The 12948-nt window shown below is 71.5% G+C and carries 12 protein-coding genes; 8 read left to right on the plus strand and 4 right to left on the minus strand.

The annotated features are described in order from the left end of the window. The 4 genes from ACFVJS_RS01620 to ACFVJS_RS01635 form a co-directional block, all read left to right on the plus strand. The coding region (locus ACFVJS_RS01620) for a DUF779 domain-containing protein (protein WP_378876778.1) at window positions 1-330 on the plus strand (330 nt) is incomplete at its 5' end. 48 nt (window positions 331-378) lie between these two features. Continuing rightward, a complete protein-coding gene (acs, locus tag ACFVJS_RS01625) occupies window positions 379-2340 on the plus strand; it encodes an acetate--CoA ligase (RefSeq protein WP_378876781.1) in 1962 nt (653 codons plus the stop codon). A 1-nt stretch (window position 2341) separates the two neighbouring features. Continuing rightward, window positions 2342-2620: a hypothetical protein gene (locus ACFVJS_RS01630; protein ID WP_378876783.1), complete on the plus strand. Its 279-nt coding sequence runs from the start codon at window positions 2342-2344 to the stop codon at window positions 2618-2620. Window positions 2621-2639: 19 nt separating this feature from the next. Then, window positions 2640-2762 carry a hypothetical protein gene (locus ACFVJS_RS01635; RefSeq protein WP_378876785.1) on the plus strand — a complete coding sequence of 41 codons (123 nt, stop codon included), beginning with the start codon at window positions 2640-2642 and terminating at the stop codon, window positions 2760-2762. Window positions 2763-2770: 8 nt separating this feature from the next. On the opposite strand, the gene ACFVJS_RS01640 is transcribed toward ACFVJS_RS01635, so the two are convergent. Further along, window positions 2771-3706 (minus strand): AraC family transcriptional regulator, encoded by a 936-nt coding sequence (locus ACFVJS_RS01640; RefSeq protein ID WP_378876787.1) that lies wholly within the window; start codon window positions 3704-3706, stop codon window positions 2771-2773. Between the two features lie 143 nt (window positions 3707-3849). On the opposite strand from ACFVJS_RS01640, the gene ACFVJS_RS01645 reads away from it, so the two are divergent. From ACFVJS_RS01645 to ACFVJS_RS01660, 4 genes are all read left to right on the plus strand, one after another. Further along, window positions 3850-5070: a cytochrome P450 gene (locus tag ACFVJS_RS01645; protein WP_378876789.1), complete on the plus strand. Its 1221-nt coding sequence runs from the start codon at window positions 3850-3852 to the stop codon at window positions 5068-5070. 3 nt (window positions 5071-5073) lie between these two features. Then, a complete protein-coding gene (locus ACFVJS_RS01650) occupies window positions 5074-6096 on the plus strand; it encodes an FAD-binding oxidoreductase (protein ID WP_378876791.1) in 1023 nt (340 codons plus the stop codon). A 100-nt stretch (window positions 6097-6196) separates the two neighbouring features. Continuing rightward, window positions 6197-7297 (plus strand): S-(hydroxymethyl)mycothiol dehydrogenase, encoded by a 1101-nt coding sequence (locus ACFVJS_RS01655; protein ID WP_378876793.1) that lies wholly within the window; start codon window positions 6197-6199, stop codon window positions 7295-7297. Next, on the plus strand, window positions 7294-7905 hold the full coding sequence (locus tag ACFVJS_RS01660; RefSeq protein WP_378876795.1) for an MBL fold metallo-hydrolase: 612 nt from the start codon (window positions 7294-7296) through the stop codon (window positions 7903-7905). Before ACFVJS_RS01655 ends, ACFVJS_RS01660 begins: the two co-directional genes overlap by 4 nt. 9 nt (window positions 7906-7914) lie before the next feature. Here ACFVJS_RS01660 and ACFVJS_RS01665 read toward each other — a convergent pair whose 3' ends face one another. The 3 genes from ACFVJS_RS01665 to ACFVJS_RS01675 all read right to left on the minus strand — a co-directional run bounded on the left by ACFVJS_RS01665 (window position 7915) and on the right by ACFVJS_RS01675 (window position 12818). Continuing rightward, on the minus strand, window positions 7915-8130 hold the full coding sequence (locus tag ACFVJS_RS01665; RefSeq protein WP_378876797.1) for a heavy-metal-associated domain-containing protein: 216 nt from the start codon (window positions 8128-8130) through the stop codon (window positions 7915-7917). A gap of 74 nt (window positions 8131-8204) precedes the next feature. Then, window positions 8205-9647 (minus strand): MFS transporter, encoded by a 1443-nt coding sequence (locus ACFVJS_RS01670; protein ID WP_378876799.1) that lies wholly within the window; start codon window positions 9645-9647, stop codon window positions 8205-8207. A 57-nt stretch (window positions 9648-9704) separates the two neighbouring features. Beyond that, window positions 9705-12818, minus strand: a complete 3114-nt coding sequence (locus ACFVJS_RS01675; RefSeq protein WP_378876801.1) for a BTAD domain-containing putative transcriptional regulator — start codon at window positions 12816-12818, stop codon at window positions 9705-9707. Window positions 12819-12948 lie beyond the last annotated feature (130 nt).

The following is a 12948-nucleotide window of genomic DNA, read 5'->3' on the forward strand; positions in this document are numbered from 1 at the left end:
CTGCTCCGCCGTCTCGTCGGTAACCACGGGCCGGTCATGTTCCACCAGTCTGGTGGATGCTGCGACGGCTCCGCCCCGATGTGCTACCCGAGCGGCGACTTCATGCTCGGCGACGCCGACATCCACCTGGGCGACCTGGACATCGGGTTGGACGACCCGGTGCCGGTCTGGATGTCGCGCTCGCAGTTCGAGTACTGGTCGCACACCCACCTCACCATCGACGTCGTCCCCGGACGCGGCGCCGGGTTCTCCCTGGAGGCGCCCGAGGGCGTGCGCTTCCTGATCCGGTCGCGTCTGTTCACCGACGACGAGGCTGCCCTGCTCGGGTAGCGGCCTCCTTCCCGACTCCCTCCCGCCCTCCGACGAAAGCACGCCGCCATGACCGAGTTGACGATCCCCAGCAAACCGATCCGCTTCGCACCGCCGGCCGCCCTGGCCGCCGCCGCCAACGTCACCGCCGAGGCGTACGCCCGTGCCGACTCCGACCTCGAGGGCTTCTGGGCCGAGCAGGCCGAGCGACTGACCTGGGCCGAGCCGTTCACCGAGGTGCTGGACTGGTCCGACGCGCCCCGGGCACGGTGGTTCGCGGACGGGAAGCTCAACGCGGCGTACAACTGCGTCGACCGTCATGTCGAGGCCGGTCGCGGCGACCAGGTGGCCTTCCACTTCGTCGGTGAGCCCGGTGACACCCGAGACCTCACCTACGCCGAGCTCAAGGACGAGGTGTCCCGAGCCGCCAACGCGCTGACCTCCCTCGGCGTCGGCAGCGGTGACCTGGTCGCGATCTACCTGCCGATGATCCCGGAGGCCATCGTCGCGATGCTGGCCTGTGCTCGCATCGGCGCCACCCACACGGTGGTCTTCGGCGGGTTCTCGGCCGAGGCCCTCGCCTCGCGGATCGAGGACTGCCGGGCCAAGCTGGTCATCACCTCCGACGGCGGCTACCGCCGCGGGGCGCCCTCGCCGCTGAAGCCGGCCGTCGACGCCGCTCTGGCGCGGCTGGGCAGCCAGAGCCCGGTCGACCACGTCCTCGTCGTGCGCCGCACCGGGGAGTACGTCCCGTTCGACGACGCCACCGACCTGTGGTGGCACGACGCCGTCGGCAGCGCCTCCCCCGAGCACACCCCCGAGGCGTTCGACGCCGAGCACCCGCTGTACGTCATGTACTCCTCGGGCACGACCGGCAGGCCCAAGGGCATCCTGCACACCACCGGTGGCTATCTGACCGGCGCGGCCTACACCCACCACGCGGTGTTCGACCTCAAGCCGGACACCGACGTCTACTGGTGCACCGCCGACATCGGCTGGGTGACCGGCCACAGCTACATCGTCTACGGCCCGCTCGCCAACGGTGTGACCCAGGTGCTCTACGAGGGCACCCCGGACAGCCCGCACCGAGGACGCTGGTGGGAGATCATCGAGAAGTACGGCGTCACGCTCTTCTACACCGCCCCGACGGCGATCCGGACCTTCATGAAGTGGGGACGGGAGATCCCGGACACCTACGACCTCAGCTCACTGCGCCTCCTCGGATCGGTCGGCGAGCCGATCAACCCCGAGGCGTACGTCTGGTACCGCGACGTCATCGGCGGTGACCGCTGCCCGGTCGTCGACACCTGGTGGCAGACCGAGACGGGTCAGATGATGATCAGTCCCCTCCCCGGGGTCACCGCGGGCAAGCCCGGCTCGGCGATGCGGCCGCTGCCCGGCATCGGTGCCGACGTGGTCGACGAGGAGGGTCGCTCGGTGCCGAACGGGTCGAGCGGCTACCTGGTCCTCACCCAGCCGTGGCCCGCCATGCTGCGTACGTTGTGGCAGGACGACGAGCGCTTCGTCGAGGCGTACTGGACCCGCTTCGCGGACCTCGGCTACTACTTCGCCGGCGACGGGGCCAAGAAGGACGAGGACGGCGACATCTGGATCCTGGGCCGCGTCGACGACGTGATGAACGTGTCCGGCCACCGCCTCTCGACCAGCGAGATCGAGTCGGCGCTGGTGTCGCACCCGCGGGTCGCCGAAGCAGCCGTCGTCGGCGCCGCCGACGAGACCACCGGCCAGGCCGTCGTCGCCTACGTGATCCTGCGCTCCGGCGACGGCAACACCGGCGAGGCGCTGGTGCAGGAGCTGCGCAACCACGTGGCCAGGGAGATCGGGGCCATCGCCAAGCCGCGACAGATCACGATCGTGCCGGAGCTGCCCAAGACGCGGTCCGGGAAGATCATGCGCCGCCTCCTGCGCGACGTCGCCGAAGGCCGAGACGTCGGCGACACCACCACGCTCAGCGACCCGAGCGTCATGGCCCTGATCGCGAACCACGAGACCGAAGCGGTGGAGGGGTGAGATGGCCGTGCTCGCCACCGGCGTCGATCCCCGGACGATCGGGCGCACCTGGATCATCGTGGCCAGGCACCGCCAGCCCGCGGGCGCGAAGGATCCCGCGCCGTGGGGCGAGGCTCATCTCAAGCGGATCGGCGCGTCCACGACCATCTGTGGCGCACCGGCCCAAGGCTGGCACGCGTTCTGGCAGCTGCGCTCCGAGGACGTCCGCCGATGGTGCACCGAATGCTCCGCTGCGGCACGCCCCACCCGCACCGTGTCGGGAATCCTGAGCACCAAGTGACCCAGCTGGAGGACGACCGATGACGACCGTGACCCACACCTGCCGATGCCCCGAGGCGTTCCATCAGCTCGGCCTGCACACGCGCGAGGGCGTGCTGCCGGGTCCCCGCTGGCTGCAGGTGCTGGCAGAGCTGCTGCGCTGACGTCCGGGTCAGTCCCTGACCTCGGACGGCGCGGTGCCGTAGCGGCGGCGGTGGGCGGCCGCGAACCTGCTCGCGGACGAGAAGCCCCAGCGGGCGGCGACGTCGCCGACGGCGAGCGCGGGGTTGCCGATCAGGTCGGCATGAGCCCGTTGCAGCCTGACGTCGAGCAGATACTGGGTCGGCGACTGGCCGACCCAGCGCTGGAAGCCCTCCTGGAGGCGGCGCACGCTGGTGCCGGCGAGGACGGCCATGTCGGCGGCGGTCCAGGCTCGGGCCGGGTCGTCGTGGAGCGCCTCGACGACGGCCCGGATCATCCGTGGCTGCGCCGCCGGGCGGACGCCGCCGTCGGGACAGCAGGCCTCGAGCAGACCGACCGCCACCGCGCCGGCCAGCTGGCTGCGTACGAGCTCGCTGTCGCCGAAGACATCTGGGTCGTGCAGGTTGGTGGCCAGGCTGGTGATCAGGTGGTGCCAGGCCCGCGCGCGGCCGTGCTGTACGGACAGCTGCTCCGGCAGGAGCGTGCGTACGTTGACCCGGTCGGTGCCGAGGACGCGTTCGGCCTCGACCTCCAGCCACGAGCTGTCGAACTTCACGCCGAGCACCGTGCAGGTCGCGTCCCAGTGGCTGATGAGCGAGGGGGTGTCGGGGCGGAAGACCGTGCCCTGGCCGGTCACCGAGGTGATCTCCCCGAACCGTCCCCGGCTCGCGAGATGCCCGGTGATCGGCATGTTCACCTCGAACGCCCCGGGATAGTCGCAGTCGATCGCCACGTCGGCACCCCAGCCGACATGGCCGATCAGCACCGGCCCGAGGTCGAGCGTACGCAGCGTCAGCCGAGGCTCGTGGCTGCCGCCGAGCGGCCTCAGCTCATGCGGGAAGTACGCCTGGGCGACCACGTTCGAGGCCTGGCCCCAGTCCCGAGGAGCGCGCCGGCGACCGGACATGCCGCGGAGTCTACCTGAGACGTCCGTCACAAAATGGCCGCGCATCGGGTGCCGAGAGCGCGCGATCTGTGTCGCCGCGGTGCCGCGGCGGACCTAACTTCGGGGTCTCAGTGCCGATCCGTCCAGCCTTCGAGGAGCACCCGATGACCACCACCCAGCAGGACCTGTCCTGGCTCGACGACGTGACGATGAGCCAGCTCGAGCGCAACCCGTACCCGACCTACGAGCGCCTTCGCCGCGAGGCTCCGCTCGCTTACGTCCCGGTGCTCGGCTCGTATGTCGCCTCCACCGCGGAGATCTGCCGCGAGGTCGCCACCAGCCCCGACTTCGAGGCCGTGATCACGCCGGCCGGCGGCCGCACCTTCGGCCACCCCGCGATCATCGGTGTCAACGGCGACATCCACGCCGACCTGCGCGGCATGGTCGAGCCGCAGCTGCAGCCGGCCGAGGTCGACAGCTGGGTCGACGACCTGGTGCGCCCGATCGCCCGGAGGTACGTCGAGCAGTTCGAGGACCGCGGCAGCGCCGAGCTCGTCGCCGAGTTCTGCGAGCCGGTGTCGGTGCGTTCGCTCGGCGACCTGCTCGGGCTGCAGTCGGTCTCCTCCGACAAGCTCCGCGAGTGGTTCCACAAGCTGAGCGTCTCGTTCACCAACGCCGCGGTCGACGAGAACGGGGAGTTCACCAACCCGGAGGGGTTCACCCCGGGTGACGAGGCCAGGGCGGAGATCCAGGAGGTCGTCGACCCGTTGATCGATCGCTGGATCGAGCACCCCGAGAACACCGCCATCTCCCACTGGCTCCACGACGGCATGCCCCCGGGGAAGACCCGAGCCCGTGAGTACATCTACCCCACCATCTACGTCTACCTGCTCGGCGCGATGCAGGAGCCGGGGCACGGCATGGCCTCCACGCTGGTGGGCCTCTTCAGCCGTCCCGAGCAGCTGGAGGAGGTCGTCGACGATCCGTCGCTGCTGCCGCGGGCCATCTCGGAGGGCATGCGCTGGACCTCGCCGATCTGGTCGGCGACCGCCCGGATCAGCACCAAGCCGGTCACGATCGCCGGCGTGGACCTGCCCGCTGGCACCCCGGTGATCCTCTCCTACGGATCTGCCAACCACGACACCGGCAAGTACGACGCGCCCACCGAGTACGACCTGCACCGGCCGCCGCTGCCGCACCTCGCCTTCGGTGCCGGCAACCACGCCTGCGCGGGCATCTACTACGCCAACCAGGTCATGCGGATCGGGCTCGAGGAGCTCTTCGAGGCGATCCCCAACCTGGAGCGCGACACCCGCGAGGGCGTGGAGTTCTGGGGCTGGGGATTCCGCGGCCCGACGAGCCTGCACTGCACCTGGGAGGTCTGAGCCGTGTCCGCCGCGATCAGCGTCGCCGGCCGCCGCGTCGAGTGCGCCGGGGACCAGTCGATCCTGGAGGCGTTCCTCCGGGCCGGCATCTGGATGCCGAACTCCTGCAACCAGGGCACCTGCGGCACCTGCAAGCTGCAGGTCGTCTGTGGCGAGGTCGACCACCGCGACTCGCCTCTTGACACGTTGACCGCAGACGAGCGCGCCGCCGGGCTGGCACTGGCCTGCCAGGCCCGGCCGGTCGCCGAGACCGAGGTTGCGCTGCGGGGCTCGGAGATGGGACGTACGACCCACGTGCTGCGTGACCTCACCGCCACCGTCGTCGCGGTCGAGGAGATCGCCCGGGACACCCGACGGATCCTGCTCGGCCTCGAGGAGCCGCTCGCGTTCTCGGCGGGGCAGTACGTCGAGCTGCTCGTCCCCGGCACCTCCGAGCGCCGCCCCTACTCCCTCGCCAACACGGCCGAGGAGGACAAGGTCCTCGAGCTCCACGTACGCCGCGTCCCCGGCGGCGTGGCCAGCGAGTGGCTCTTCGGGCCGGTGAGAGTCGGCGACCGGGTCGAGGTGCGTGGCCCGCTCGGTGACTTCCACGTCCCCGACGCCGACCAGGACGAGGGCGAGCCGATGGTGCTCATCGGTGGTGGCACCGGCCTGGCGCCGTTGCTCGGCATCGCCAGGACGGCCCTCGAACGCCATCCCGAGCGGGTGATGGTGCTCTACCACGGCGTACGCAACGAGGCGGACCTCTACGACACCGACCGGCTCGAGGAGCTGGCGGCCGGCTATCCGGGGTTCAGCTTCGTCACCGTGCTCTCCCGGGAGTCCGCGCCCGGCCACCGTGACGGCTACGCCCCCGACGCCTTCGTCGAGGACGTGGCCAGCGCCCGCGGCTGGTCCGGCTGGCTCTGCGGCCCGCCGCCGATGGTCGAGGCCGGCGTCAAGGCGTTCAAGCGCCGACGGATGGCGCCGAGGCTGATCCACCGCGAGAAGTTCGAGCCGGCCGACGGGAGCGGACCGGGAGCATGACAGGACCCGGACGCCGAGATAGGGCCTGCTGAGATATATCACGAACCCCTAGGATGATGTATCAGGCACCGGACGCCTCCGGCGCCTCGAGAGGAGAGACATGCAGCAGGTCAAGGCCGTCATCGCCCGCGCCGAGGGAGCACCGGTGGAGCTGGTGACGATCAACGTGCCCGACCCCGGCCCGGGTGAGGCGGTGGTGAGGATCCAGTCGTGCGGGGTCTGCCACACCGACCTCCACTATCGCGAGGGCGGGATCAACGACGAGTTCCCGTTCCTGCTGGGCCACGAGGCCGCGGGCGTGGTGGAGGCGGTCGGTGCCGACGTCACCACCGTGGCGCCCGGTGACTTCGTGGTGCTCAACTGGCGCGCGGTCTGCGGCAGCTGCCGGGCGTGCAACCGAGGTGAGCCGCAGTACTGCTTCGCCACCTTCAACGCGACCCAGAAGATGACCCTCGAGGACGGCACCGAGCTGTCGCCCGCGCTGGGCATCGGCGCGTTCGCGGAGAAGACGCTGGTCGCGGCCGGTCAGTGCACGAAGGTCGACCCGAGCGCTAGGCCTGCCGCCGTCGGGCTGCTGGGCTGCGGGGTCATGGCCGGCATCGGCGCCGCCATCAACACCGGGGGCGCGACCCGCGGCAGGTCGGTCGCCGTCATCGGCTGCGGTGGCGTCGGCATGGCTGCGATCGCCGGGGCGGCGCTGGCCGGGTCGAGCCCGATCATCGCCGTCGACATCGACCCGAAGAAGCTCGAGCAGGCCACGAAGATGGGCGCGACCCACACCGTCGACTCGTCGGCGACCGATGCGGTCGAGGAGATCCGGCGGATCTCCGCCGAGACCTATCCGGGCGCCGAGGGAGCCGACATCGTCGTCGAAGCTGTCGGTCGGCCAGAGACCTGGAAGCAGGCCTTCTACGCGCGCGACCTGGCCGGGACGGTGGTGCTCGTCGGCGTACCCACCCCGGACATGAAGGTGCCCGACATCCCGTTGATCGACGTCTTCGGCCGCGGCGGCGCCCTCAAGTCCAGCTGGTACGGCGACTGCCTCCCCAGCCGCGACTTCCCGATGCTCGTCGACCTCTACCAGCAGGGTCGTCTCGACCTCGACGCCTTCGTCACCGAGGAGATCGGCATCGGCGACATCGAGGCCGCCTTCGAGAAGATGCACCACGGCGGCGTCCTGCGCTCGGTGGTGGTCCTGTGACCGGCGTACGTGTCGACCACGCGGTCACCAGCGGCACCTTCAGTCTCGACGGCGAGACCCACCAGGTCGACAACAACCTGTGGGTGGTCGGGGACGACGAGGAGTGCCTGGTCATCGATGCCCCTCACTCGGTCGAGGACATCCTCGCGGTGGTCGGTGACCGCCGGGTCAAGGCGATCGTGTGCACGCACGCCCACGACGACCACGTACGCGTCGCACCGGCGTTGCGCGAGGCCGTCCGAGCGCCGATCCTGCTCCATCCCGACGACAGGCCGCTGTGGGAGCTCACCCACACCGACGAGCTCTGGGACGCCGACCTCTCCGACGGGCAGGTGATCGAGATCGGTGACACCTCGCTCACGGTCCTGCACACGCCGGGCCACGCCCCGGGTGCGGTCTGCCTGTGGTCGGCCGACCTCGGCCGCGTGTTCACCGGCGACACCCTCTTCCAGGGCGGTCCCGGTGCGACCGGGCGCTCCTTCAGCGACCGGCCCACGATCGAGGCGTCGATCAAGGCCAAGCTGTTCGCGCTTCCCGGTGACACGGTCGTCCACACGGGGCATGGCGACGACACCACGATCGCGGCCGAGGCGGCGGCGTTGGCCTGACCGGGGCGGTCACCGGGCAGGGCGCAGGACCTCGGCCGTGAAGCTGCTGCCCGCGAGGGCGGAGAGCAGGTCGGCGGCGGAGACGTCCCCGGTGACGGTGATCTCGCCGGTGCCGCGGTCGGCGGTGAGCGTGGCGACCCCGGGGAGGTCCCGGAGCCGGGCGGTGGCCTCACGGACGCAGCGAGGGCAGCGCATGCCCTCGACGTACAGCTGGATGGTCTGCATGGCGGTCTCCTTGGTGGTCTCGCAGTGCCTTCGTGGCCCCGGACGGATCCGGGGCCACGAAGAGGGTTGGACTGCTACCGGCCGGCGGGGACCGACTCGGTCGCGGTCTCGGTGCGGACCGGCTTCCAGCCGATCCCGGTGACGACGGCGCCCGCGAGGGCGATCCCGGCCGCGCCGAGGAAGCCGGCCGAGAAGCCGTCGGTCGTGGCGGCCAGGTCACCGATCTGGTCGGAGCCGTACGCAGCCGCGACGACGGTCATCGCCGCCAGGCCGAGCGCCGAGCCGACCTGGTAGCTGGTGTTGACGATCCCGGCGGCGAGGCCACCCTCCTCGGGAGCGGCGGCGCCGAGCGCTGTGCTCAGCGACGGGATGAAGGCCAGCGCCATGCCCGCCGCGGTGACCAGCGTCGCCGGGAGCACGTCGACGGCGAAGCTGCCGTCGGCGTCGATCCGGGAGAGCCAGACCAGGCCGAGGCCGAGGACGATCAGGCCGCCGACGGTCATCGTCTTCGGGCCGAACGCCGCGGTCAGTCGCGGGGCGACGGCCACCATGCCGAGCATGATCGTCACCGTCATCGGCAGCAGGGCTGCGCCGGACTCGAAGGCGCCGAGGCCGAGGACCTGCTGGAGGTAGAGGTTGATGAAGAAGAACATCGGGATCCAGGCGGCGCCGAGCAGCAGCTGGGCGATGTTCGCGGCGGCCAAGTTCGGTGCCTTGAAGATGCCCAGGCGCATGAGCGGCGCCGACGAGCCGGCCTGCAGGGCGACGAACGCGACGAGCAGGGCGATGCCGATGGCGCCGGCGATGAGCGTGCTGGGCGAACCCCAGCCCTCTTCGGGGACGCGTACGACCGCGAACACCACCGCGGCGAGACCCAGGGTGACGGTCAGCGCGCCGAGCAGGTCGATGCGACCACGCTGCGCGGTCCCGGCCGGCATCGTGCCCGGCGTCAGGGCGAGGACGGCGACGGCGATCGGGATGTTGATGAAGAAGACCCACGGCCAGGACAGGTATTCGGTGAGCACGCCGCCGAGGAACACGCCGGCGGTCCCACCGGCAGGAGCGGCCGCGCCGTAGAGCGCGAGCGCCTTGGTGAGCTCCTTCGGGCTGGCCCCGAAGTTCATGAACAGGAGCGTCAGCGCCGAGGGTGCGATGAGAGCGGATCCGGCGCCCTGGACGGCGCGGCCGGCGATCTCGACGGCGACGCTGTCGGCCAGGCCGGCGACCAGCGAGCCGACGCCGAGGATCAACCAGCCGATGGCGAAGATCCGGCGGGCGCCGAGCAGGTCGGAGAGCCGGCCGCCGAGCAGGAGGAGGCCACCGAAGGCCACCACGTACGCGTTGAACACCCAGCTGAGGTCCTGCGGGGCGAAGCCGAGATCACGCTGTATCTCGGGAAGTGCGACTCCGATGATGGAGGTGTCCATGATGACCATGAACTGGGCGGCGGCGATGAGGCCGAGGGCGAGCCAGCGGCGGCTGTTGGCACCCGCCGCCGGGGATGCTGTGGAAGACATGGTTCTCTCTTTTCGTCAGGGCGGCCGTTCGACCGCGTGAGGAGAACCTGTCCCGCGCTACTGTCCCTGGTCTGTCCGGGCGCCGTCCGTCCGGGAGCGGTTCAGACGGCCCAGCGCCTCGTTCGCCTGGTCCGCGAGGGCGAGCTCGCCGGTGGCGAGGCCGAGGCTCCGGGCCTCCTCGTAGCGCTCCGCGGCCGCCTCCACCTCGGACAGCCGCTCGTGGCAGCGGGCCAGCGCCAGCGTCGCCTTCGCCGTCATCGCGGGCGTCTCCAGGGTCTCGAAGCCCTGGATCGCCGTGGACAACAGGTCGATCGCCGTCGACCAGTCGTGGCGACGCTCGGCGAGCCGGCCTCGTCCGTACGCCGCCAGGATCGACCCGGCCCGGTCGCCGACGTGGCGCGACGCCAGCTCCGCGCGGCGGAAGGCGTCCTCGGCCGACGCGTGGTCCTCCAGCGCCAGGTGGGTGATCCCGAGGTCGGCGAGGGCCCACTGCACGGTGTTGTGGATGCCGGCGGAGGCGGCGACGTCGATCGCCTGCTCGAGGGTGCGGGCCGACTCCCGCAGGCGTCCGAAGTGCCGCAGGCCGTAGCCGAGGTGGTAGAGGACCGCGCTCTGACCCCAGGGGTCGTCGAGGTGCCGGAACTCGGCGGCGGTGGCCCGCCCGAGGCGCGTCGCGGTCGGCTCGTCGCGGGCCTTGAGGGCGGTCTCGAGCCGGACGAAGCCGGCGACGGCGAGTCCCCAGCGGTCGCCGCGGTCGCGGAACGACCTCTCGGCGGCATCCAGCAGCGCCGACGCCTCTTGATCCTGCCCGTTGACGCCCTCGACGGCGAGCAGCACCTGCGAGACCGCGGTCCCGTCGGCGTCCCCGCTCTCGGCGAAGATCGTGAGGCTCTCGCGGGCCGCCTCGGCGCAGCGCGGATGAGGATGGACGACGCATGCCCGGGGACGCTCGACCAGCGACACCGCCTGCAGGGCGGCGGCCCGTGCTGGGGCGCTCCCGCGGTTCTGCTCGAGGAGGCGACGCAGGATCCGGCGCCCCTCGAGGTGGCGGCCCTGGTGCCAGAAGAGGCCGAGGTGACCGGCCAGCCGCAGCGCGGCGTCGATGCGATGTCCTGAGCTTGTCGAAGGGTCGCCGGCCGGTCCCTCGAGCCAGGCGATGGCCGAGCGTACGTTGGCCTGCTCGTCGACGAGGAGGTTCCTCGCGCGGGGGTCGCCCTGACCGCGCAGCGCCCGCGCCGACCGCTCCGCGACCTCGGCGAAGTGGTGCGCGTGCCTGGTCGCGAGGGCATCGCTCCGGCCGGTGCTGGCCAGCCGGTCGGCGGCGTACTCGCGAAGCGTCTCGAGCATGCGGTAGCGGGTGACGGGGCCGCGTTCGGCGACGATCAGGGACTGCTCGACCAGGCGGCCCACGGCGTGGATGACCTCGCTCGGGTCGGTGTCGTCGTCGGCGAGGACCTGCTCGGCGGCGGTCAGGGTCCAGCCGCCGTGGAACACGGCGAGCCCTTCGAAGACGCGCTTCTCCAGGTCGTCGAGCAGGTCGTAGCTCCAGTCGACGGTCGCCCGGAGCGTGCGTTGCCGCTCCTCCGCCGTACGCGGTCCCGAGGTGAGCAGCGTGAACCGCTGGTCGAGCCGGTCGGCGAGATCGCCCGGCGACAACGCTGCCGCCCGCGCCGCGGCCAGCTCCAGTGCCAGCGGCATGCCGTCGAGCGCGCGGGCGATACGGCCGAGCGCGGCGTACGTCTCGGGGTCGGTGTCGCTTCCGGGCAGGCCCGTCGCGATCCGGCGGACCAGGAGCTGCACGGATGGCGACGACTCGATCGTCTCGGGCTCGTCGTCCTCGAGCGGCGTCGGGAGCGGTCCGACGAGGGTCTGCACCTCGCTCGGCAGGGCGAGGGGCTCGCGGCTGGTCGCGATGACGGTGAGCTGCGGACAGCGAGCAAGCAGCTGCTCCACCAGCGTCGCGACGGGGTCGATGAGGTGCTCGCAGTTGTCGATCACCAGGAGCAGGTGCTTGTCCGCGAGGAACTCGACCAGCCGGGTCTGGAGGTCGATCGCCGATCCGTCCTGCGGCATCGCCACCGCCGCGGCGACCGCCGGCACGATGTGCTCGCGGTTCCGGATCGGGGCGAGCCGGACGAGGAAGGTGCCGTCCGGGAACCGGTCGGCGAGGCGCTGGGCGGCGTGCAGACCGAGGGCGGTCTTCCCGGATCCGCCTGGGCCGACGAGGGTGGTGAGCCTGGAGCTGCCGACCCGGTCGCTCAGCGAGTCGAGCAGCTCGTCCCGCCCGACGAGCGGGGTCAGATCGGCCGGAAGGTTCGAGAGCTGCGCCCCGGACCGGGCCCGGTGAGGTGCCGTCGCCGGGGTGGACAGGGCGACTTCCCCGGACGAGCCGAGCGACGGGTCCTGCCGCAGCACCCGCTCGTGGAGCGACCGCAGCGAGGCCGACGGCTCCAGGCCGAGGTCGGCGTCCAGCGTCTTCCGGGTGCGGGTGAAGACCTCGAGGGCGTCGGCCTGCCGGCCGGCGCGGTAGAGCGCGACCATCAGCAGACCGGCCATGGCCTCATGGGTGGGGTCCGTACGCAGCAGCGGCTCGAGATCGGTCACGACCTCCGCGTGGCGGCCCAGGGACAGTGCGATCTGGGCCCGCTCTGCGTACGCCGTGCGACGGAGGTCCTCCAGCCGGACGGACTCGGGCACCGCCCACGGCTCGGTGGCGAAGTCGGCGAGCGCGTCGCCGCGCCAGAGTCCGAGCGCCGCGTCGTAGGTGGCCAGATCCTCCTCGGTGGGGCCTCCGGACCCGGCGACCGACGCGCGGACCTCCCGGATGCCTCGCTCGAACGCCTCGGCATCGAGACTGCCGGGATCGATCGCGGCCCGATAACCACCGCCGTCGCGCTGCACCAGGTCGAGGTCGACGGCCTTGAACACGCGACGCAGCTTCGAGACCCGGAGCTGGAGGGCATTCAGCGGATCGGCCGGCAGCGCCGCGTCGGCCCACAGCCGGTCGATCAGCGCCGACGCCGGCACGATCCGCCCGCGCGCCAGGAGCAGCACCGCGAGCAGAGCCCGTTCCGCCGAACCCGGCACCTTGACGGCCTCACCGTCGACCTTCGCCTCGAACGGGCCGAGCAGCCCGAATCGGATGTCACGCGAGGTCGGGGTCGGCAGCACATCGCGATCGTAGTCAGACCCCGCTCGGGTGCCGAACGGATACCTGTCCGGGGCTCGACAACCCCGGGACAGTACGCAGACAGATCCGGCGAGCAGCCTCTGGCACGTCAACGAGAGTCATCGAGATCCG

This window comes from Nocardioides sp. NPDC057772 (assembly GCF_042798075.1).
Taxonomy (GTDB): domain Bacteria; phylum Actinomycetota; class Actinomycetes; order Propionibacteriales; family Nocardioidaceae; genus Nocardioides.

Excerpts from the sequence above, each read along its gene's own strand:
- ACFVJS_RS01635 (WP_378876785.1), top strand. The coding sequence starts at position 2,640 with ATGACGACCGTGACCCACACCTGCCGATGCCCCGAGGCGTTCCATCAG.
- ACFVJS_RS01665 (WP_378876797.1), bottom strand. The coding sequence starts at position 8,130 with ATGCAGACCATCCAGCTGTACGTCGAGGGCATGCGCTGCCCTCGCTGC.
- acs (WP_378876781.1), top strand. The coding sequence starts at position 379 with ATGACCGAGTTGACGATCCCCAGCAAACCGATCCGCTTCGCACCGCCG.
- ACFVJS_RS01645 (WP_378876789.1), top strand. The coding sequence starts at position 3,850 with ATGACCACCACCCAGCAGGACCTGTCCTGGCTCGACGACGTGACGATG.
- ACFVJS_RS01670 (WP_378876799.1), bottom strand. The coding sequence starts at position 9,647 with ATGTCTTCCACAGCATCCCCGGCGGCGGGTGCCAACAGCCGCCGCTGG.
- ACFVJS_RS01630 (WP_378876783.1), top strand. The coding sequence starts at position 2,342 with ATGGCCGTGCTCGCCACCGGCGTCGATCCCCGGACGATCGGGCGCACC.
- ACFVJS_RS01655 (WP_378876793.1), top strand. The coding sequence starts at position 6,197 with ATGCAGCAGGTCAAGGCCGTCATCGCCCGCGCCGAGGGAGCACCGGTG.
- ACFVJS_RS01640 (WP_378876787.1), bottom strand. The coding sequence starts at position 3,706 with ATGTCCGGTCGCCGGCGCGCTCCTCGGGACTGGGGCCAGGCCTCGAAC.